Genomic DNA, 20,398 nt, shown 5'->3' with positions numbered 1-20,398 from the left:
CCGCTCAGCGCCTCGTGCCGATCACGGCGACGCCGAGCTTGCGGCCCTCGCCATTTGCCGCCATGGCGAAGCCGAAATGTGTCGCCCCGGCGGCGAGCAGGGTGACCCGGTATCCCTCGTCGTTGCGCCAGCGCTGCGCGAAGTCGCGGATGTCGGCCGCGGCCGGTGCCTCGCCGCAGCCGCCGCAGGCGGCACCCAGAACGGCGAGCGAGCGCCAGCTGCGCCGCTCGCCTTCAGGAAGCGCGGCATAGAGGTCCCGTCCGGTGAGGCTGAACGCCTCGGATTCCGAGGGCAGCAGGGCCTGCGCCGCAACGACAAGCGTCTGGCTGGATTCGAGCGGCGGGCGCCCGGCTTCGCGGCGCAGGCGATTGACCTGTGCGAGCGCGGTGCGCCATTGCGTTTCCGGATCCAGCGGCGTCGCCGCCTCGCCCGGCTGCAGGTCGTGCGGCTGGCCGGGACCCGCGAAGACCTGCACGGCGTAGAGCCCGCGCTCGGCGCTGGCGGCGATGCCGAAGCCGAAGGCGGTGACGCCGCGCCGCAGGATGTTGTCGCGGTGCAACGGGCTCTGCATCCAGCCCTCATGCAGCGCCTCGACCGAGGCACCGATCGAGGGCGGCTGGCAGGTCGCGCAGCGGGCGATGTTCTCTGCCGCGAGATGCGAGGTGCTGCCGCCGGCCTGTTGGTAGCGATCGATCACGGTCGCGCCGGAAGGCGCGGTATGGGAATAGTAGCCGCGCGCCAGCATGTCGTCGGCATGAGCCTGTGCGGCCGCATTTGCCGCCGGCCGGAGCATGAGAGGGCCGAGGCCTTCGTCGTGGCGCGCCCGGTTGACCAGATCGAGCGCGTGGCGCCGCAGGCTCTCCAGATCAGCGGTGCTGGCGGCCGCCGACATCGCCGCCGGCATCGCCGTGGCGCACAGGGTCAGGAAAACGAGACCCTGGACAAACGCATGCCACCTCTGGCGCAGGGACGTTTCCTCGGTGGGGTTACGCGCGGGACCGTTGGCGGTGCCGCCACGGCACCATGTCAGGCGATCCTGGCGCCCGCAACGGGAGGGTCGGCGATCCGGGCGCCCGCTCACCGGAAAAGAAATGGCGGGCCTACTGACCCGCGACCACATGGCCCGCGGAGAATGCGTGAGATTGCCAAGCATTCGCATATTTGTTGGTTGCATGTATGCAAATTGTACGGCTTGGTATGTGGATAATTATCGTTCAATCAATCGTCGCTGCAGTGGAGTGATCGTTGCGCGCCGAAGTAGCCAACCGCCGAGCAGCGCCGCTGATCGGGGCTGCGGTGGCAGGTCTGGGCATCCTGGTTCTGGGCGCCTGGGCGTTCAACGTTCCCATCTTGCAGAGCCTGAACCCGCAATGGGTGACGATGAAGGCCAACACGGCGCTCAGCTTCGTGCTCGCCGGCTCGGCACTCTGGCTGCTGGGCGAAGTGGATCGATCCGCAAGACAGCGCTTGGCCGGCACCCTCGCGGCGATGGCGATGGGGATGGTCGGACTGCTGACGGTTCTGGCCTACGCGCTTGGGCTGGACCTTGGGTTGGATCAGTGGCTGTTCAGCGATCCGTCCACGCCAATCCCGATGCATCCGGGGCGTCCGGCGCCGGCGACTGCGCTGCTGTTCGTGCTGGTTGCGGTTTCCTTGTTCCTGCTGCGGGCGGCCCGGCCGGCGCTCGTGATACTTGCCGATACCAGCATCGGCCTGGTAGCGGCCTCGGGTTACCTCGCGATCATCGGCTATTTCTATGGGGCACCGGGCCTGTACACCGTTCCCGGCTATTCCTCGATGGCCCTGCATACCGCCGTCGGATTTGTGCTGCTGGGTGTCGGGCTGTTCCTGGCCCGGACGGATCGCGGCATCATGCGGCTCGTCACCGCGCGCCGCGCCGCGGGCGCCACGGCACGCCGCTTGCTGCCGGTTGCCATGCTGGCGCCAGTGCTGCTCGGCTACGCAGAGCTGTATGCGTTCGAACATCTGGGCCTGAGCACGGCTGCCGCCGATCTGCTCCTCATTGTCGCTGTCATCGCGATATTCGCCGGCACGATTCTATGGAGTGTGGCGGCCGTAGATCGTGTGGACGCGCAGCGCCAGCGGCTGGAGCTCGCCGGCCGCCTCGCGGACCAGCAAGCCAAGGACGAATTGCGATGGCGCAACCTGCTGGAATCGGCGCCGGACGCCAGCGTCGTCGCCGATGCCGAAGGGCGAATCCGGTTCGTCAACGCGCGGACCGAGGACTTGTTCGGCTACGCGCGGGAGGAGATGGTCGGCCGCCCGGTCGAGATGCTGTTGCCGGAGGGATTGCGGGCGGCACATGTCGGCCATCGCGCCATCTATCAGCGCGCGCCGCTGAGCCGGCCGATGCAGACAAGTGGCGCGCTGTATGGCCGCCGCAAGAACGGTGACGAGTTTCCGGTCGAAGTCAGCCTGGCGCCCGTAGGCACCGACGAAGGCGAACTGATCGCCGCCGCCATTCGCGACAGCACCGTCCGGTTGCAGCGTGAAACGCAGATACTCGAGGCGAGGGCGGCGGCGGAAGCCGCGACCCGCCGCCTTCAGGCGCTGATCGAGGCGGTGCCGCTTGCTGTCGTCGAGATAGATCGCGACCGACTAGTGCGCTCGTGGAATCCGGCGGCCGAGCGGATATTCGGATGGCGGGCGGAAGAGCTATTGGGCCGGGAGCTATCCACCATTCCCGCAGATCGCAAGGGAGAAATCGACTTTCTAATGGTGGCTACGACCGACTCCCGTCCCCTGCAGGCTTTTGAGACGCGGCGGATCCGCAAGGACGGGACAACGATCGACGTGTCGATTTGGACGGCGCCACGTTTTGATCCCGACGGCTCGAATGCCGGCATGATCTCGATCGTTGCTGACATTACGGAGCAAAAACGACTGGAGGAGCATTTCCGCCAATCGCAGCGGCTGCAGGCGGTCGGACAGCTGACGGGAGGTATCGCCCACGAATTCAACAATATTCTCCAGGTGCTCCTCGGCAACCTCGACTTCCTGCGGGACCCCGTGCGTGGCGATCCGAACGCCACGCGGACAATTGATGCGCTGATGCGCGCGGTGCGACGCGGCGCCGACCTCACGCACCAGCTGCTCGCCTTCTCGCGCAAGCAGCCGCTGCGTCCGCGAGCCCTCAATCCCGAGGAGGAGCTGCGGTCGATGGAGAAGCTGGTGCGGGCGAGCATCGGCGCGCAGTATTCCGTGCAGATCGAGATTGCTGCCGACGTTTCGACAGTGCTGGCGGACAACACCCAGCTCGACAATGCCATCCTGAATCTCGTGATCAATGCCCGCGATGCGATGCCGACCGGCGGCAGCCTGCGCCTTCGCGCGGAAAACGCAGTGGTCGATGAGGCGCGCGCACAGAATCTCGATATCCCGCCGGGGCATTACGTGGCCATAGAGGTCATCGATTCCGGGACCGGCATGACGCCCGAGGTTCTCGCCCGTGCTGTCGAGCCGTTCTTCACCACCAAGGAAGTGGGCAAAGGCACCGGCCTCGGCCTCAGCATGGTGCATGGCTTCGTCAGGCAATCTGGCGGTGCGCTGGAGATCGTCAGCGAACCGGGGCATGGTACGACCGTGCGCCTGCTGCTGCCCGCAACGACAGAGGCGGCGCACGAGGAAGTGACGCTAAGGCCGCGTCTGATCGGGCCGCGCAACATCACTGTGCTCGTCGTCGAGGACGAGCCGGAAGTGCTCCGAACCGCGGCAGTCACGCTGCGCGGCCTCGGCTACACCGTGATCGAGGCGGCCGACGGACCTTCGGCGTTGGCAGCGCTGCGGCAGGCGGGCCATGTCGACGTGCTGTTCACCGACGTCGTGTTGCCGAAAGGGATGTCGGGCCGCGACCTTGCCGAGGTCGTGCGCGCGCACCAGCCGCATGTCGCGATCATCTATACCTCGGGCTACAACGAAAATGTCATCGCCCATGACAACGTTTTGGACAAAGGTATCGTGCTGGTGCGCAAACCATATTCGAAGGAGGATCTGCTCGCAGCAATCTCCGGAGTTACAAAGGCCAAGGTGTCCGCGGTTGGCCGCTGGAGCAGAGCTTGAACAGGCCCCAGTGTCTTGCCCGCAGCCGGGCTAACCGGCGCATTGAAACGTCACCGTCCGCGTGCCGTTCGCATTGGTGATGACGTTGGAGACCACCTGCGAGGCGCCGCGATTGGCGCAATAGGTCTGCGCGGTTCGCGAGGCTTCCAGCAGTTCCTGATCGGTGCGGTAGGTGTAGGTGAGGTTGGAGGCGGGCGACGGTGTCAGCGCCCCGGTCGTGGCGCCGTTCACGCATTCGAACACGGCAATGCGATCGCCGTCCCGGTCGGTGGTCAGACTGAGCGTGCGCGGCGTCGACTGATACTGGCTGCAGAACGACGTTGCGCGCTGATTGGCTTCGACCAGGTCACGGTCGTTGCTGTACTTGTAGGTGACGGTCGGATTGCTGGCCTGGATCTGTCGCGGTGAGGAATCGTGCCCGCACGCGGCCAGAGTCAGGCCGAGCGCCAAGCTGCCCGCCGCGGCGAGCGAAATGCGACCGGTTCCGGATGTCATCGTCGATCCTCCGCAATGGGCCGCTCCTCCGCAGCGCCGGTCGGCGCGTGCCGGCGGCGAAGGAAGGCGACCTTGGCTGTCCCTGTCCGCCTTGTGCAACGTGCGGTGCGCGGCTTCGTTCCCACGCGACGATGGCCGCTTGCGGGGAGCGCAAACCGATAGCCTGGTATTCGGAGGGAGATGGTGGGCGCGACAAGGATCGAACTTGTGACCCCCACGATGTCAACGTGGTGCTCTACCGCTGAGCTACGCGCCCATCTCCGGCCTTAGGCCCGCCTCGGGGTCACGAGGCGGCGACTGCGTAGCAGGGGGCCCCGGACGCGTCAACCGACAGGCCGCGCACTGATCGGCCGTCAACCGGCCGGCTTCGTGGCCGCCAGCATGTAGTTGACGGCGGTGTCGCCGGAAAGCGACCAGCGGTCGGCGAGCGGGCTGTAGGTCACGCCGCGGACCTCGCTCAGCGCCATGCCGCTGCGGCGGAGCTCGCGGGCGAGCTCGCTCGGCCGCACGAATTTGCGCCAGTCATGCGTGCCGCGCGGCAGCCAGCGGAGCACCCATTCGGCGCCGACGATGGCGAGCGCGAAGGCCTTGGGCGTCCGGTTCAGGGTGGCGAGCACGATCAGTCCGCCCGGCTTTACCAGGGCGCAGGCGGCATCCATGAAAGCGCCGAGATCGGCCACATGCTCGACGATCTCCAGCGCCAGCACGATATCGAACTGCCGGCCCTCCGCCGCCAGTGCCTCGGCGCTGGCGGCGCGGTACTGCACCGCGACGCCGGATTCCGCGGCATGGGCGCGGGCGATCGCGATGTTGCGCTCGGCCGCGTCGATGCCGGTCACCTCGGCGCCGAGGCGGGCCAGCGGCTCCGCCACCAAGCCGCCGCCACAACCGATATCCAGCAGCGAAAGGCCGTCCAGCACCCGGCGGGCCTTCGGGTCGAGGCCGAATCTGGCGATGGCCTGTTCGCGGATGTAGCCGAGACGCACCGGGTTGAGCACATGCAGCGGGCGGAACTGCCCAAGCGGGTCCCACCATGCCTCGGCCATGCGGGCGAAACGCTCGACCTCGGCCGGATCGACGGAGGGGGCGGCAGCGGCGCTCATGGGCCCGAGGTATAGGCGGCCCATCGTCCGGCGGAAAGGCGGAAATCCGCCCGAAACCGGCCCAAATCCTTGCGCCGCCCGGCCCGACCCCTTATGAGGTGGCGCGCCGCCTTCCCCCGCGGCAATCCCGCAAGCCCCGGTCTTCCGCAGGTCCCTGTCAATGGCCCGCCTCGTGCTCAAATTCGGCGGTACGTCGGTTGCCGATCCCGACCGCATCAAGAACGTCGCCGCCAAGGTCAAGCGCGAGGTCGAGCAGGGCCATGAGTGCTGCGTGGTGGTGTCGGCCATGGCGGGCGAGACCAACCGACTAGTCGATTTCTGCCGCCGCATCGATCCGATGCACGACCAGCGCGAATACGACGTGGTGGTGGCGACCGGCGAGCAGGTGACCATCGGGCTCGCGGCGATGGCGCTGCAGGCGATCGGCGTGCCGTCGCGCTCCTATTGCGGCTGGCAGGTGCCGATCCTGACCAACGAGGCCTTCGGCAAGGCGCGGATCGAGCGGATCGACGGCCAGAGCCTGCTCGGCGAAATGGCGACCGGGGTGGTTCCCGTGGTGGCCGGCTTCCAGGGGCTCGGCCCCGGCAGTCGGGTCGCCACGCTCGGCCGCGGCGGCTCCGACACTTCGGCGGTGGCGCTCGCGGCCGCGCTCGGCGCGGATCGCTGCGATATCTACACCGATGTGGACGGGGTCTACACGGCCGACCCCCGAATCGTGAAAACCGCGCGCAAGCTTGATAGGATCACCTACGAGGAGATGCTGGAGCTCGCCTCGCTCGGGGCCAAGGTGCTGCAGACGCGGTCGGTCGAGCTCGCGATGAACCATCGCGTGCGCGTTCAGGTGTTGTCGAGTTTCGACCGGGCGCTCGGCTCCGAGCTGCCCGGCACCCTGGTTGTCGACGAGGAAGAGATCGTGGAAAAGCATATCGTGAGCGGGGTCACCTACGCGCCGGACGAGGCGAAGGTGACCTTGCGCCAGGTGGCCGACCGGCCCGGCGTCGCCGCCAGCATCTTCGGCGCGCTCGCCGATGCCGGCATCAATGTCGACATGATCGTGCAGAACGTGTCGACCGACGCCAAGTCGACCGACATGACCTTCACCATCCCGCGCGGCGACCTGCCGCGCGCCATGCCGGTGCTGGAGGGTCTGAAGAAGGAAATCGGCCACACCGCCATCGTGCCGGACCAGAACGTGACCAAGGTCTCGGTGGTCGGCGTCGGCATGCGCAGCCATGCCGGCGTGGCGCGCACCATGTTCAAGGCGCTGGCCGACAAGAACATCAATGTCGAGGTGATCTCGACCTCCGAGATCAAGATCAGCGTGCTGATCGCCGCCGAATACACCGAGCTCGCGGTGCGCGCGCTGCATACCGCGTTCGATCTCGATGCCGCCTGATTCGACGCAACCCGACGCCGCCCGCGCCCGCGGCATGGCGATCCTCGACCGCCTGTGGCGGCGGGGCCGGGATTTCCTCGGCACCCGCTATGCCATCATGGGCGGCGCGATGACCTGGGTGTCGGAACGGCATCTGGTCGCTGCGATCTCCAATGCCGGCGGTTTCGGCGTGATCGCCTGCGGCTCGATGACGCCCGACCTGCTGGCCAGGGAGATTGCGGGCACGCAGGCGCTGACCAAGCTGCCGTTCGGCGTCAACCTGATCACCATGCATCCGGATCTCGAGGCGCTGATCGATGTCTGCCTGCAGGCCAAGATCGGGCATATCGTGCTGGCCGGCGGCGTGCCGCCGACGCCGGCGATCCAGAAGATCAAGGCGAGCGGCACCAAGGTGATGTGCTTCACCCCGGCGCTCTCGCTCGGCAAGAAGCTGGTGCGCTCCGGCGCCGACGCGCTGGTGATCGAGGGCATGGAGGCGGGCGGCCATATCGGCCCGGTCTCGCTCGGCGTGCTGGCGCAGGAGATCCTGCCGCATCTCGGTGCCGAGGTGCCGATCTTCGTTGCCGGCGGCATCGGCCGCGGCGAGATGATGGCGAGCTATCTGCAGATGGGGGCGGCCGGCGCCCAGCTCGGCACCCGCTTCGTCTGCACCACGGAATCGATCGCGCATCCGAACTTCAAGAAGGCCTTCCTGCGGGCGGCGGCGCGCGATGCGCAGCCATCGGTGCAGGTCGACCCCGCCTTCCCGGTCATTCCCGTGCGCGCGCTGATGAACGACGGCACGCGCAAGTTCATGCAGCGCCAGGTCGAGGTGATCGCCAAGGTCCGCGCCGGCGAGCTGGATCAAAAGGCGGCCCAGCTCGAGATCGAGCATTTCTGGGCCGGGGCGCTGCGCCGCGCCGTGATCGACGGCGATGTCGAGAGCGGCTCGCTGATGGCGGGCCAGAGCGTCGGCATGGTCACGCGCGAGCAGTCCACCGCCGAGGTGATCGAGGAGATCGTCGATCAGGCGGCCAGGTGGCTCGCCATCCATCATGCCGGGGCCGAGCCGGCCATGCTCGCTTCCTAGGGGCCCGACGAGCATGGAACGCGTCGGAGCCGCCAGCGACAGGGTGCTTCTCCGACGTCTCCGGGAGGTGATGGCGGGGACCGGGAGCGCGCAGGCGCGGCTGTCCCTGGTCGTCAAGGTGGTGGCCGCCAACATGGTGGCCGAGGTCTGCTCGGTCTATCTGCTGCGCGCCGGCGAGGTGCTCGAGCTGTTCGCCACCGAGGGCCTGAAGCCGGAAGCCGTGCATGTGACGCGGCTGCGCACCGGCGAGGGCCTGGTCGGCGACATCGCCGCCCATGCGCGGCCGCTCAACCTGCCCGACGCGCAGGCGCATCCGCAATACGCCTACCGGCCGGAGACGGGCGAAGAGATCTACCACTCCTTCCTCGGCGTGCCGATCATGCGGGCGAGCCGGGTGATCGGCGTGCTGGTGGTGCAGAACCGCACCCGGCGGCGCTATGCCGACGAGGAGGTCGAGGCGCTCGAGACCGTCGCCATGGTGATCTCCGAGGTGGTGGGATCGGGCCAGCTGATCTCGCGCGAGGAGATCGCCGAGGTCGACGGCATCGCCACCCTGCCGCATCGCCTGACCGGCCGGGTGCTGGCCGAAGGCATCGCGGTCGGCACCGCGGTGCTGCACGAGCCGCATATCGTGGTCGAGAAGACCATCGCCGAGGATATCGGCCTGGAGAAGCGCCGCCTGCAGAAAGGCGTCGGCCAGCTCCGCGCCTCGGTCGACGAGATGATGCAGGCGACCGAGCAGCATATCGGCTCCGACAGCCGCGAGGTGCTCGAAACCTACCGCATGTTCGCCAACGATGCGGGCTGGCTGCGCAAGATGCACGAGGCGGTGGAATCCGGCCTCACCGCCGAGGCGGCGGTGCAGAAGGTGCAGATCGACAACCGCATGCGCATGCAGAGCGTCTCCGATCCGTATCTGAAGGAGCGGCTGTCCGATCTCGACGACCTCGCCAACCGTCTGCTGCTGCACGTCATCGGCCGCACCGGCACCGCGGCCGCCGGCAAGATGCCCGAAGATGCCATCCTGTTCGCGCGCAATATGGGCCCGGCGGAACTGCTCGACTACGAGGCGTCGCGCCCCAAGGCCGTGGTGCTGGAGGAAGGCTCGCCCACCAGCCATGTCGCCATCGTCGCCCGCTCGCTCGGCATCCCCATGCTCGGGCGCTGCGAGGGCGCGATCCGGCGCGTCGATTTCGGCGACCCGGTCATCGTCGATGCCGATCACGGCCAGATCTATATCCGCCCCGCCGAGGACATCGTCGCCGCCTTCCGCAAGAGCCTGGACGACCGGCGCGAGCGCGAGGCCAAGTATCTCGGCCTGCGCGATCTGCCGGCCGTGACGCGCTGCGGCGAGACCATCCGGCTCAAGCTGAACGCCGGCCTGCTGGTCGATGTCGGCCAGGTCAACGCGATGGCGGCGGACGGTATCGGGCTCTATCGGACCGAATTGCTTTTCATGGTGCGCCACACATTCCCGAACCTGGAGGCGCAGGTCGAGATCTATTCCAAGGTGCTGGACGAGGCGGGCGAGCGGCCGGTCTGCTTCCGCACGCTCGATATCGGCGGCGACAAGGTGCTGCCCTACATGCCGCGCGACGGCGCCGAGAAGGAGGAGAATCCCGCCATGGGCTGGCGCGCGATCCGCCTTGCGCTCGACCGCCCGGCGATCCTGAAGACCCAGCTGCGCGCGCTGCTGCGCGCCGCAGCGGGCCGGCGGCTCGACGTGATGTTCCCGATGGTGGCCGAGGCGGCGGAGCTGATCCGCGCCAAGGAGATCTTCGAGCGCGAGCGCCGCCGGCTCGGGCGCCAGGGCCTGAAGGAGCCGGCGGAAATCCGCATCGGCACCATGCTGGAAGTGCCCTCGCTCGCATTCCAGCTCGACGCGGTGCTGCCGCAGGTGGATTTCATCTCGGTCGGCTCCAACGACCTGACGCAGTTCCTGTTCGCCGCCGATCGCGGATCGAGCCGCATCGCCGATCGCTACGACCCGCTGTCGCCGCCGATGCTGGGGTTCCTGCGCCATGTCGCGCGCGCCTGCACGGCCGTCGGCAAGCCGCTTGCCGTCTGCGGCGAGATGGCGGCGCGGCCGGTCGAGGCGATGGCGCTGATCGGCCTCGGGGTGCGCGAGCTTTCGATGCCGGCCTCGGCGCTCGGCCCGGTGAAGGAAATGGTGCGCAGCCTGGCCATCCCGCCGCTGGCCGACTACCTGGAGCAGATCATCTCGCTCCCCGACCACTCGCTGCGCTCGCGCCTGATGTCGTTCGCACAGGATCACGGCGTCGCAATCTGACGGACCGGCGCCTGCGGTTGACTTCGATCGCAGCCGGGGCCTAGCGTCGGCCGATCCAAGGAGGAGACAATGCGCGAACCGCTCAAGGTGTTCTGGCAGCCCGGCTGAACCAGCTGCCTGAAACTCAAGGAGTTTCTGTCGGTCCGTGCGATCGGCTTCATCTCGGTCAACATTCGTGAAGACGCAGCCGGCCTTGCCGAGCTGCAGGCGCTCGGCGTGCAGTCGGTGCCGGTGCTGGCGCGCGGGCGCCAGTTCACCTTCGCGCAGAGCACCAAGCAGATCGTCGATTTCCTCGGCCTCGGGGAAGAGACGGCGCCGGGGCTGCCGCCCGACGAGCTGATCCGGCGCCTCGACAAGTTCATGGCGGCGGCGCTGCAGCTTCTGCCGCTGATGCCGCAGGATCGTCTGGCCACGCATGTGCCGGGCCGGCCGCGCAGCTACCGTTCGCTCGCCTTCCATCTGTTCCGCGTCGTCGATGCCTTCCTGGATGCCAACAGTGGCATCACGCTGGTGCGCGCCATGTTCGCCGAGGAGCCGGCCTCGGATGCCGGCACGAACGTGCTGGCGGAATATGGCGGCTCGATCCGGCAGCGCTTCGACGCATGGCGGAGCGCCGGCGACCTCGCCGCCGACGAGATGCTGCCGACCTATTACGGGCCGCAGACCCGGCACGAGCTGCTGGAGCGCACCACCTGGCATTGCGGCCAGCATGTGCGCCAGTGGATGATGCTGCTCGAGAAAGAGGGCGTGTCGCATCCGCGCCCGCTCGTCGAGGGCGATTTCCAGGGCCTGCCGATGCCGCAGAACGTGTGGGACGGCTAGCTCGGACGTGCTACTCCGCCGCGCTGGCCGGGCGCTTCGGGCTCCGCTGCGCGATCAGCGCGCGCAGCGCCGCCGGCCGCACCGGCTTCAGCAGCACGTCGACATTGCGCTCGCGGGCGCGGGCGCGAACCTCGGGGCCGCGATCGGCGGTCACCACCGCGGCGGGGATGAAGATGCCGCGGTCGCGGCGCAGCAGGTCGATGAGGGCAAGGCCGTCCAGCCCGCCGCCGAGATGCAGATCGGCGATCACCAGATCCGGCAGGCGCGGCGATGCCGCCAGCGCCGCACGTGCCGCCTCGGCATCGGCGGCGACGATCGCCTCGCAGCCCCAGCTCTGCAGCAAGGTTGCCATGGCGTCCCGCACCGGCGCCTCGTCGTCGACGCACAGCACCAGCGTCGCCGCCGCGGGCGAGGCAGGCTCGGCCACCGGAATGGCGATGCGCACGGGCAGTGATTTCGCCAGCGGCACGGTAATGGCGAACACCGAACCGCGCCCCATTTCGGATCGCAGGCTCAGCGGGTGGTCCAGAACGCGGGCAATGCGCTCGACGATCGCGAGGCCGAGGCCGAGGCCGCGGCCCTGGGCCGGGTCGCCGAACGGTCCGGCCAGCCGCGTGAACTCCTCGAACACCGCCTCGCGCTTGTCCTCGGGAATGCCGGGTCCGTTGTCCCACACCTCGATGCGGATCGCCGCCCGGTCCCGGCGGCAGCCGATCAGCACGCGCGGCGCCTCGCCGGGCCGGCCGCCATAGCGCAATGCGTTGGAAATCAGGTTCTGCAGCACGCGGCGCAGCAGCGCCGGATCGGTCATCGCCACCGCCGATGTCGGCACGACCGTCAGACTGGCGCCGCGCCGGGCCGCGACCGGCGCGAAGGTGGCGGCAAGCTGTTCGATCAATTCCGCTGCCGGCACCGGCTGGCGGTCGGGCGCCAGCGCGCCGGAATCGAGGCGCGAGATGTCGAGCAGCGCATCGAGCAACGCCTCGACGCTGCCGAGGCCCTGGTCGATCTTGCCCACCAGCTCGTCGCCCGGATGCCTCTCCGCCAGCGCCGCGGCGAACAGGCGCGCCGCATGCAGCGGCTGCAGCAGGTCGTGGCTCGCCGCCGCAATGAACCGTGTCTTGCCGAGATTGGCCGCCTCCGCCTCGGCGCGGCTCGCCTCCAGCTCGGCCGTGCGCTCCACCACGCGGCGCTCCAGCGTCTCGGCGGCCTGGCGCAGCGCTGCCTCGGCGTGGCGCCGCTCGGTGATGTCCTGATACAGCACGAAGAAGCCGATCACCTCGCCCGCATCGTCGACATGCGGCAGATAGGTGCCGCGGGCCACCTCGATCTTGGCATCGTTGGTCGGGAACTCGATCTCGAAGACCTGAGGCTCTCCGCCCAGCACGCGGTCGATATAGGGCTTGAGCCGGCCATAGCGCTCCGCGCCCAGCACGTCGACCAGGTGCCGGCCGTCGATATCGCGCTCCGGCAGGCCGAGGGCGGCCTGGTAGGGGCCGTTGATGAAGCGGTAGCGCTGGCCCTGATCGATATAGCTGATCAGCACCGGCACGTTGTCGGTATAGACGCGGATGCGCCGCTCGCTGTCGCGGATCGCCTCCGCCGCGCGCACGCGCGCGGTCACGTCGGTCGCCGTGACGACGAAGCCGCCATCGGGCAGCGGGTCGACCCGGATCTCCACCACGGTGCCGTCGGGCCGCCGGCGCTCCCGCAAGGGCGCCGCGCCGCGATCCTTGGCGACATGGGCGAGATCCGGCGCGGCGGCGGCGAGGTCGGCGATGCGCGCGCCGACCTGCATCGCCTCGTCGGGCAGCGCCAGCATGAATTCGAACCGCTCGTTCCACACTTCCAGGCGCCCGTCGCGGTCGAAGGTGGCGATGCCGAGGCCGACGTTGTCCAGTGTCTTGCGCAGCAGCTCGTAGTTGGTGCGGATCGCCTCCGAGGCCTGGCCCAGGATCTGCCGGGTGGAGCGGAAGGAGAAGCGCGTGCCGCCGCCGATCGATGCGACCACGACGCGGGCCGAAGCGGCGCCGATCGCGCCCGCCAGGATGTGCTCGGTATGGGCGAGCGCCGCCGGCCCGGAAAGGCTCTGCCCCGCGAAGGCGGCAGCGGCGCGCTCGGCCCCGACGAAGCGGGCGACCAGCGCGCGCAGCTCGTCGAGACGCGGATCGGCCGCCGGCTCCTCGGCCGGCGCCGGGCCGTCGTCGCCGCCGACGAAAGAACGCGCCTGCGCCGCATCGCGGGCATGGGCGCGGGCAAGCAGCGACACCAGCACCAGCAGCGCGATATTGACGCTGATCGAGGCAAGGAATCCCTGGGCGAAGAAGTCGAGCCCGCCCAGCGCATCCGGCATCCAGTCGGCGAGCGGCGGCTTCCGCCCGCTGCCGACATCGCGGGTGATCGAGGGCAGCAGCAGCGTATGCACCCAGAGGGCGAAGCCGCCGAGCAGCCCGGCCACGACGCCGAGCCGGTGCGCGCCGCGCCAATAGAGACCGAGCAGCAAAGGCGGCGCGAAATTGGCGACGGCGCAGAATGAGATCAGGCCGATCGAGACCAGCGGCAGGTGGCCGGCGACGGCCTGGTGATAGAGATAGGCCAGCGCCAGGATGACGCAGACGGCGATGCGCCGCACCGCCAGCACCAGCGGGCCGAGCGCGCTGCTTTCGCCGGCACGCCGGCGCAGCAGGAGCGGCATCACCAGCTCGTTGCCGATCATGCCGGAGAGCGCCACGCAGGCGACGATGATCATGCTGGTCGCCGCCGAGAGGCCGCCGATGAAGGCGAAGATGGACAGCCACGACTGGCCGGCATTGAGCGGCAGGGTCAGCACGAACATGTCCGGATCGGCGCCGGGGCCGAGCTTGAGCAGGCCGGCGGCGGCGATCGGCACCACGAACAGGTTGATCAGCAGCAGGTAGAGCGGGAACAGCCACCGCGCCGCCTTGAGGCCGCTTGGATGATCGTGCTCCACCACCGCGACGTGGAACTGCCGCGGCAGGCAGAGGAAGGCGAAGCCGGCCAGCGCCGTCATCACGATCCAACCGCTCGCCGGCGTGCCGCCTTCCAGGCTCGCCTGCACGGCGGGCCGCGCCTCGATGGCCTGCCCGAGATCGTTCCAGCCGCCATAGAGGCCATAGACGACGAACACGCCGACGGCGATGAAGGCGACCAGCTTGACGATCGACTCGAAGGCGATCGCCAGCATCATGCCGCGGTGCTGCTCCGAGGCCTGGATGTTGCGCACGCCGAACAGGATGGTGAAAGCCGCCATCACCACCGCCACCACCAGCGCAGTGTCGCGCAGCGGCAGCGGCAGGTCGGCGGTCTGCAGATCGCCCTTCAGGCCCAGCAGCGCGGCGAAGGAGAACGTGACGGCCTGCAGCTGCAGCGCGATATAGGGCAGCACGCCGACGGCGGCGATCAGGGTCGCCACCACCGCGACGGCGCGGCTCTTGCCGTAGCGCGAGCCGAGGAAATCGGCGATCGAGGTGACGTTCTCCCGCTTGGCCGCGGCGATCATCTTGGCCATCGCGGGATAGCCCAGGATCATCACCAGCGTCGGGCCGACATAGATGAGGATGAAGTCGGGACCGGCGGTGGCGGCGCGGCCGACCGAGCCGTAGAAGGTCCACGACGTGCAGTAGATCGCCAGGCTCAGCGCGTAGACGATCGGGCCGAGACGGCTCTCCGACCATCGCTTCGCGTGCCGCTCGCCGAGATGGGCGATGGCGAACAGCAGGCCCAGATAGCCGAGCGACAGTGCGAGCACCGTCGTTCCCTGCGGCATCACGCCTCCCCCGCGCCGCGTCGAATGCCCAAGGATTAGAAGCCTTTCACCGGCGCCTGTCCATCGAGGAGGGTGGTGTTAACCGCGTTTCGGCGGCGCGGCGAGCGGCAGCATGGAAGCGAGGCAGATGCCGGCCGAGACCAGGAAGGCGATCCCGTAGGATCCCGCCACCCACAGCACGCCGCCGAAGATCATCGGCCCGAGGATCAGCCCGACATAGGACGGCGTCAGCATGCCGCCGGTCGCCTCCGCCACCTTGCCCTCCGGCGCCAGGGTCGCGACCTCGGCGAGGAACACGCCGTTCCAGCCGCTGGCCGTCAGGCCGAGCAGGAAAGCCGGCCCGGCGAGCCAGGCGAGGCTGGCCGGCAGGCTGACGATGGCGATGGTGCCGATCGCCGCGCCGAGCCCGATCAGGCCGAGCACGATGCGGGTCGGCAGGTAGCGCCCGGCGATGAAGCCCCAGCCGATGCGGCCGACGAAGCCGCCGACCTGGCAGGCGGAAAGCAGCAGCGCCGCCGTCGCCAGCGGAAAGCCGCGATCGATCACCGCGAAGCTGACCAGGAAGGTGTGCATGCAGGTCTGCGCCAGCGACACGCCGAAGGACGCGGCGGCGAGCCGGCGAAGCGCGCTGGTCTGCAGCACCAGCCGCAACGAGGAGATCAGCACCGCGAAGGACGGCCTGCTGTCGATCACCGGCGGCGGTTCGAGGCGACGGCGCAGCCACAGCAGAAGCGGAATGGCCAGCACCGCGAGCCCGGCGAACATCAGCAGGCCGCCGCGCCAGCCGACCAGCGGCAGCAGCGCCGGCAGGCTGAGCGAGCCCAGCATGCCGCCGACCTGGTTGCCGGTCTGCTTGATGGAGAAGATCAGCGGACGCCGGGGTCCCGTCGCGACGCGGGACAGCACGAGCGAACTCGCCGGTGTCTCCGGCCCGAAGCCGATCCCGAGCAGGACGGCGGCGCAAAGCAGCCAGAAGAGCGAGCCGCCGCCGGCCAGCACCATGGCGCCGGTCACGCAGGCCATGCAGACGGCCAGAAGGCGGAGGGGACCGAACCGCGCCGCGATCGGCCCGCCGACCAGCGAGCTGGCCATCGCCACGGCGAAGACGATCGTCGCATAGAGCCCGACGATACCGGCCTCGACGCCGAGATCGGCGGCGATGGCCGGCGCCAGGGTCGGTACCGCGAAGAAGCTGCCGGCCAGGATCGCCATCGTCCAGTTGAGGGTGCCGACCGTCAGCATCACCTCGCCGCGCGACGGGCTCACGGCCTGCCCCTTGCATGCCGCCGGCAGGGCATTGGCGGAACGGACGACATGGCCGGCGGCATCTCTCTTCACGTGGTGGACGCGACGATCGGACGGCCGGCGCGCGGCATGCGGGTGGAGGTCTTCGCGCTGGCACCGGCGCGCCGGCTGATCGCGGCCGGCACCCTAGGGACCGACGGAACGCTTGACCACCCCGTCACGCGCGGCGCCGGGATCGAGGCGCCTGGGCTGTACGAAGCGGTGTTCCATATCGGCGACTATTTCCGCGCCGTCGGCGTCACGCTGCCGGAGCCGGCCTTCCTGGAGGCGACGCCGTTCCGGTTCGGCGTGGCCGACATCGCCCAGCACTACCATCTGCCGTTGAAGACGACGCCCTGGGGCTTCTCGATGTATCGTGGCGGATAGGCTGCGGCGGCCCAATCATGAGGCAGCTGCTCAACCGATGCCCAGAGACGGGCGATGCCCAGATGAGGACGGGATGACGGGACGAACCTTGCTCGGGATGCTGACGCCGTCCTCCAACACGGTGCTGGAGCCGGTGACCAGCGCCATGCTGGCCGGCACGCCCGACATCACCGCGCATTTCGGCCGGTTCAAGGTGACGGAGATCTCGCTGCGCGACGCGGCGCTCGGCCAGTTCGACAATGCGCCGATCCTGGCGGCGGCGACCCTGCTCGCCGATGCGCGCGTGCAGGCGATCTGCTGGAACGGCACCTCGGCCGGCTGGCTCGGCCTCGATGCTGACCGCGAGCTCTGCGCTGCCATCCAGCGCGAGACCGGCATCCCCGCCACGTCCTCCACCCTGGCGCTCGGCGAGATCCTGAACCGCACCGGCCAGAAGAGCTATGGGCTCGTCACCCCCTATCTCGACGAGATCCAGGAGAAGATCGTGGCCAATTTCGCCCGCGAAGGCTGGACCTGCGTCGCCGAGCGGCATTTGCGCGACAAGGGCAACTTCTCCTTCTCCGAATACGGGCCCGACGTGATCGCGCGCATGGTGCGCGAGGTGGCGGCAGAGAAGCCGCAGGCGATCGCCGTGTTCTGCACCAACCTGCGCGCGGCGCCCCTGGTCGAGGCGCTCGAGCGCGAGATCGGCATTCCGATCTACGACACGGTGGCGACCGCGGTCTGGGGATCGCTCCGCATCGCCGGCGTCGATCCGAAGCGGATCAAGGGCTGGGGCCGGCTGTTCCAGGAAGTCGCCTAGGAGGGCATGCGATGGCGAGGTTCGATCTCGTGGTGAAGGGCGGCGCGGTGGCGACCGCGACCGACACCTTCCGCGCCGATATCGGGGTCAAGGACGGCCGCATCGCGGCCCTCGCCGACAATCTGGAGGATGCCGCCGAGGTGGTCGACGCCTCGGGCCGCCTGGTCCTGCCCGGCGGCATTGACAGCCATTGCCACATGGACCAGCCGCCCGGCCTCGACGGCGCCCGCAACGCCGACGACTTTCTCTCGGCGACGCAATCCGCCGTCACCGGCGGCACCACCACGGTGATCCCGTTCGCGCAGCAGCTGCGCGGGCAGTCGCTGCGGGCGGCGGTGGAGGATTACCACCGCAAGGCCGAAGGCAAGCCGGTGATCGACTATGCCTTCCACCTGATCGTCACCGACCCGACGCCCAGCGTGCTGGGCCAGGAACTGCCGGCGCTGATCGGCGACGGCTACACCTCGTTCAAGCTCTACATGACCTATGACAGCCTGAAGGTGAACGACCGGCAGATCCTGGACATCCTCGCGCTGGCCCGGCGCGAGGGCGCGATGACGATGATCCATGCCGAGAACACCGATTGCATCGAATGGCTGACCGAAAAGCTCGAGCTCGCCGGCCGCGTCCAGCCGCGTTATCACGCGACCTCCCGCCCCAACGTGGTGGAGCGCGAGGCGACGCACCGTGCCATCTCGCTGGCCGAGCTGCTCGACACGCCGATCCTGCTGGTCCATGTCTCCGCCAAGGAGGCGATCGAGCAGATCCACTGGGCGCAGGGCCGCGGCCTGAAGATCTACGGCGAGACCTGCCCGCAATATCTCTTCCTGTCGGAGGAGGATATGGGCGGCTTCGACGACGACGATTGGCACGGCGCGCGCTGCATGTGCTCGCCGCCGCCGCGCGACAAGGCCAACCAGGAATTCGTCTGGCGCGGGCTGGAGCAGGGCATCTTCAGCGTGCTCTCCTCGGACCACTCGCCCTTCACCCTCAACAAGCAGGGCAAGTTCGCGCAAGGGCCGAAGCCGCCGTTCAGCAAGATCGGCAACGGCGTGCCGGGCATCGCGACCCGCCTGCCGCTGCTCTTCTCCGAAGGCGTGCAGACCGGCCGGCTCAGCCTGCAGCAATTCGTGGCCCTCACCGCCACCAACCACGCCAAGCTCTATGGCCTGCATCCGAAAAAGGGCACCATTGCCATCGGCGCCGATGCCGATCTCGCTATCTGGGACAAGGACCGCGAGGTGACGATCACCTGGAAGATGCTGAACGACCGGACCGGCTACACGCCCTATGAGGGCCGCCGCGTGAAGGGCTGGCCGGTGGAAGTGTTCTCGCGCGGCGAGCGGGTGATGCGCGAAGGCGAGGTGACGGCGAAGCCCGGCCGCGGCCAGTTCATGCGCTGCGCGCTGCCCGAGACGGCGGTGCCGCGCGGCCGTCCGGTGGTCGATCCGGCGCTCTTCGCGTGATTTCGGTCAGCTGAGAGAGAATCCGTCGAGGTTGGCGCGGAATCCGGCCTCGTCTTCCAGGCAGCGCAGGTCGAGCTTCAGCGCGCCATCCTCGATTCTGCCGACCACGGGTTTCGGCAGCGCGCGCAAGGCGGCGGCGAGGCGCTCGACGCTGCCGCCGCCCTTCGCCTTGGCGCGGATGGCGAGGCAGGCGCTGGCAAGCCGGTCGACCGGCAGTGAGCCGGAGCCGATCTGGCTCGCGCATTCCGCCACGGTCACGGCAAAGCCAGCGCCCACGGCGTGGGTCATTGCGGGCCGCAAGCGCTCAGCCGCCGCGCGGATCTCGCCTTGCTCGCGGATCAGCAGGCGCAGGGTGGGCAAGCGTTCGGCGAGCCGTTCCGGATCGGCATAGAGCTTCAGCACGGCCTCGAGCGCCGCGAGGCGACCCTTGTCGAGCCGCAGCGCGCGCTTCAGCGGATTGCGGTCGAGCTTCGCCATCAGCGCCGCCTTGCCGACCACGATGCCGCATTGCGGCCCGCCGAGCAGCTTGTCGCCGGAGAAGGTGACGAGATCGGCGCCGGCCGCGATCGCTTCAGCGGGTGTCGGCTCATGCGGCAGGCCGTACTGCGCGAGGTCGACCAGCTGGCCGCTGCCGAGATCGACCGCGTAGGGCAGGCCGTGCTCGTGGGCGAGCCGGGCGAGCTCGGCATCGCCGACCGTCTTGGTGAAGCCGGCGATCGCGTAGTTCGAGGGATGCACCTTCATCAGCATCCCGGTCTTCTTCGAGATCGCGCCGGCATAGTCCTTCAGATGCGTGCGGTTGGTGGTGCCGACCTCGACCAGCCGGCAGCCGGCGCGGGCCATGATCTCCGGCATGCGGAAGGCGCCGCCGATCTCGATCAGCTCGCCGCGGCTGACCGGCACTTCTTTCCTGAGCGCGAAAGTGTTGAGCACCAGCAACACCGCCGCGGCATTGTTGTTCACCACCGTCGCCGCCTCGGCGCCGGTCAGGCGGCAGATCCAGCTCTCGACATGCGCGTCGCGGTCGCCGCGCTTGCCGCTGTCGAGATCGAATTCCAGGTTGGTCGCGCTCTGCATCGCCGCCGCGGCGGCGGCGGCCGCCTCCGGCGGCATCGGCGCGCGGCCGAGATTGGTGTGCAGCACCACGCCGGTGAGATTGAACACCGGCTTCTGCGACGGCGCCGTCAGCTCGGCGAGGCGCGCGGCGGCGTCGGCCGCGACCCCGGCCTCGCTCGCCGCCGCCCGCTCAGTGCGCAGCTCCGCCAGCACCTCGCGCACCGCGTCGAGCGCCAGCGCGCGGCCATGGGCCGCGACCAGCTTCGCGCCGGCTTCGCTCCGCAGCACCCGGTCGACCGAGGGCAGGGCGGCGCGGCTGTCAGTGGAGGCGGCAGTGGTCGCCAATGTGAGCTCCTACCAT

14 protein-coding genes and 1 tRNA gene are annotated in these 20,398 nt (G+C 69.1%); 8 read left to right on the top strand and 7 right to left on the bottom strand.

The features are described from left to right. Positions 1 to 4 precede the first annotated feature (4 nt). On the bottom strand, positions 5 to 892 hold the full coding sequence (locus tag DT074_RS12105; protein ID WP_162914848.1) for a CAP domain-containing protein: 888 nt from the start codon (positions 890 to 892) through the stop codon (positions 5 to 7). A 353-nt stretch (positions 893 to 1,245) separates the two neighbouring features. On the opposite strand from DT074_RS12105, the gene DT074_RS12100 reads away from it, so the two are divergent. After that, the gene (locus DT074_RS12100) at positions 1,246 to 4,080 is read left to right on the top strand and encodes a PAS domain S-box protein (protein ID WP_119420112.1); all 2,835 of its coding nucleotides are present in this window, start codon (positions 1,246 to 1,248) and stop codon (positions 4,078 to 4,080) included. Between the two features lie 30 nt (positions 4,081 to 4,110). Here the strand turns inward: DT074_RS12100 and DT074_RS12095 are convergent, their stop codons facing one another. The 3 genes from DT074_RS12095 to ubiG all read right to left on the bottom strand — a co-directional run bounded on the left by DT074_RS12095 (position 4,111) and on the right by ubiG (position 5,678). Beyond that, entirely contained in the window at positions 4,111 to 4,575 is a 465-nt protein-coding gene (locus DT074_RS12095; protein ID WP_119420111.1) for a hypothetical protein, read from the bottom strand. Between the two features lie 181 nt (positions 4,576 to 4,756). Further along, positions 4,757 to 4,831 (bottom strand) — tRNA-Val (locus tag DT074_RS12090). Between the two features lie 97 nt (positions 4,832 to 4,928). Next, positions 4,929 to 5,678, bottom strand: a complete 750-nt coding sequence (ubiG, locus tag DT074_RS12085) for a bifunctional 2-polyprenyl-6-hydroxyphenol methylase/3-demethylubiquinol 3-O-methyltransferase UbiG (protein ID WP_119420110.1) — start codon at positions 5,676 to 5,678, stop codon at positions 4,929 to 4,931. Positions 5,679 to 5,838: 160 nt separating this feature from the next. Here ubiG and DT074_RS12080 point away from each other — a divergent pair, with 160 nt between their 5' ends. The 4 genes from DT074_RS12080 to DT074_RS12065 all read left to right on the top strand — a co-directional run bounded on the left by DT074_RS12080 (position 5,839) and on the right by DT074_RS12065 (position 11,255). After that, complete coding sequence (locus tag DT074_RS12080) at positions 5,839 to 7,074, top strand: aspartate kinase (RefSeq protein ID WP_119420109.1); 1,236 nt, start codon at positions 5,839 to 5,841, stop codon at positions 7,072 to 7,074. Continuing rightward, positions 7,064 to 8,143, top strand: a complete 1,080-nt coding sequence (locus DT074_RS12075) for an NAD(P)H-dependent flavin oxidoreductase (RefSeq protein ID WP_119420108.1) — start codon at positions 7,064 to 7,066, stop codon at positions 8,141 to 8,143. Before DT074_RS12080 ends, DT074_RS12075 begins: the two co-directional genes overlap by 11 nt. 70 nt (positions 8,144 to 8,213) lie before the next feature. Further along, entirely contained in the window at positions 8,214 to 10,433 is a 2,220-nt protein-coding gene (gene ptsP, locus DT074_RS12070; RefSeq protein ID WP_368744628.1) for a phosphoenolpyruvate--protein phosphotransferase, read from the top strand. A gap of 216 nt (positions 10,434 to 10,649) precedes the next feature. Further along, positions 10,650 to 11,255 carry a DinB family protein gene (locus DT074_RS12065; protein ID WP_119420106.1) on the top strand — a complete coding sequence of 202 codons (606 nt, stop codon included), beginning with the start codon at positions 10,650 to 10,652 and terminating at the stop codon, positions 11,253 to 11,255. A gap of 10 nt (positions 11,256 to 11,265) precedes the next feature. Here DT074_RS12065 and DT074_RS12060 read toward each other — a convergent pair whose 3' ends face one another. Next, complete coding sequence (locus DT074_RS12060) at positions 11,266 to 15,042, bottom strand: PAS-domain containing protein (protein WP_119420105.1); 3,777 nt, start codon at positions 15,040 to 15,042, stop codon at positions 11,266 to 11,268. A 78-nt stretch (positions 15,043 to 15,120) separates the two neighbouring features. Further along, positions 15,121 to 16,308: an MFS transporter gene (locus DT074_RS12055; RefSeq protein ID WP_162914847.1), complete on the bottom strand. Its 1,188-nt coding sequence runs from the start codon at positions 16,306 to 16,308 to the stop codon at positions 15,121 to 15,123. Between the two features lie 48 nt (positions 16,309 to 16,356). On the opposite strand from DT074_RS12055, the gene DT074_RS12050 reads away from it, so the two are divergent. The 3 genes from DT074_RS12050 (at position 16,357) to hydA (ending at position 18,981) form a co-directional block, all read left to right on the top strand. Further along, positions 16,357 to 16,713 (top strand): hydroxyisourate hydrolase, encoded by a 357-nt coding sequence (locus DT074_RS12050; RefSeq protein WP_119420103.1) that lies wholly within the window; start codon positions 16,357 to 16,359, stop codon positions 16,711 to 16,713. 73 nt (positions 16,714 to 16,786) lie between these two features. Continuing rightward, the gene (locus DT074_RS12045) at positions 16,787 to 17,515 is read left to right on the top strand and encodes a maleate cis-trans isomerase family protein (RefSeq protein WP_119420102.1); all 729 of its coding nucleotides are present in this window, start codon (positions 16,787 to 16,789) and stop codon (positions 17,513 to 17,515) included. An 11-nt stretch (positions 17,516 to 17,526) separates the two neighbouring features. Further along, on the top strand, positions 17,527 to 18,981 hold the full coding sequence (hydA, locus tag DT074_RS12040) for a dihydropyrimidinase (protein ID WP_119420101.1): 1,455 nt from the start codon (positions 17,527 to 17,529) through the stop codon (positions 18,979 to 18,981). A 6-nt stretch (positions 18,982 to 18,987) separates the two neighbouring features. Here the strand turns inward: hydA and selA are convergent, their stop codons facing one another. After that, positions 18,988 to 20,382: an L-seryl-tRNA(Sec) selenium transferase gene (gene selA / locus DT074_RS12035; protein ID WP_119420100.1), complete on the bottom strand. Its 1,395-nt coding sequence runs from the start codon at positions 20,380 to 20,382 to the stop codon at positions 18,988 to 18,990. Between the last annotated feature and the right edge of the window lie 16 nt (positions 20,383 to 20,398).

The sequence above is a fragment of the Desertibaculum subflavum genome, from assembly GCA_003576705.1.
GTDB classification, from domain to species: Bacteria; Pseudomonadota; Alphaproteobacteria; order Ferrovibrionales; family Ferrovibrionaceae; genus Desertibaculum; species Desertibaculum subflavum.
Note: the sequence above shows the minus strand (reverse complement) of the source record. Positions and strands in the feature narration are given on the sequence as shown.

What these genes read in the sequence shown, in the direction of transcription:
- DT074_RS12105 (WP_162914848.1), bottom strand. Translation starts at nt 892, where the DNA reads ATGTCGGCGGCCGCCAGCACCGCTGATCTGGAGAGCCTGCGGCGCCAC.
- DT074_RS12095 (WP_119420111.1), bottom strand. Translation starts at nt 4,575, where the DNA reads ATGACATCCGGAACCGGTCGCATTTCGCTCGCCGCGGCGGGCAGCTTG.
- ubiG (WP_119420110.1), bottom strand. Translation starts at nt 5,678, where the DNA reads ATGAGCGCCGCTGCCGCCCCCTCCGTCGATCCGGCCGAGGTCGAGCGT.
- DT074_RS12080 (WP_119420109.1), top strand. Translation starts at nt 5,839, where the DNA reads ATGGCCCGCCTCGTGCTCAAATTCGGCGGTACGTCGGTTGCCGATCCC.
- DT074_RS12075 (WP_119420108.1), top strand. Translation starts at nt 7,064, where the DNA reads ATGCCGCCTGATTCGACGCAACCCGACGCCGCCCGCGCCCGCGGCATG.
- ptsP (WP_368744628.1), top strand. Translation starts at nt 8,214, where the DNA reads ATGGCGGGGACCGGGAGCGCGCAGGCGCGGCTGTCCCTGGTCGTCAAG.
- DT074_RS12060 (WP_119420105.1), bottom strand. Translation starts at nt 15,042, where the DNA reads ATGCCGCAGGGAACGACGGTGCTCGCACTGTCGCTCGGCTATCTGGGC.
- DT074_RS12050 (WP_119420103.1), top strand. Translation starts at nt 16,357, where the DNA reads ATGGCCGGCGGCATCTCTCTTCACGTGGTGGACGCGACGATCGGACGG.
- DT074_RS12045 (WP_119420102.1), top strand. Translation starts at nt 16,787, where the DNA reads ATGACGGGACGAACCTTGCTCGGGATGCTGACGCCGTCCTCCAACACG.
- hydA (WP_119420101.1), top strand. Translation starts at nt 17,527, where the DNA reads ATGGCGAGGTTCGATCTCGTGGTGAAGGGCGGCGCGGTGGCGACCGCG.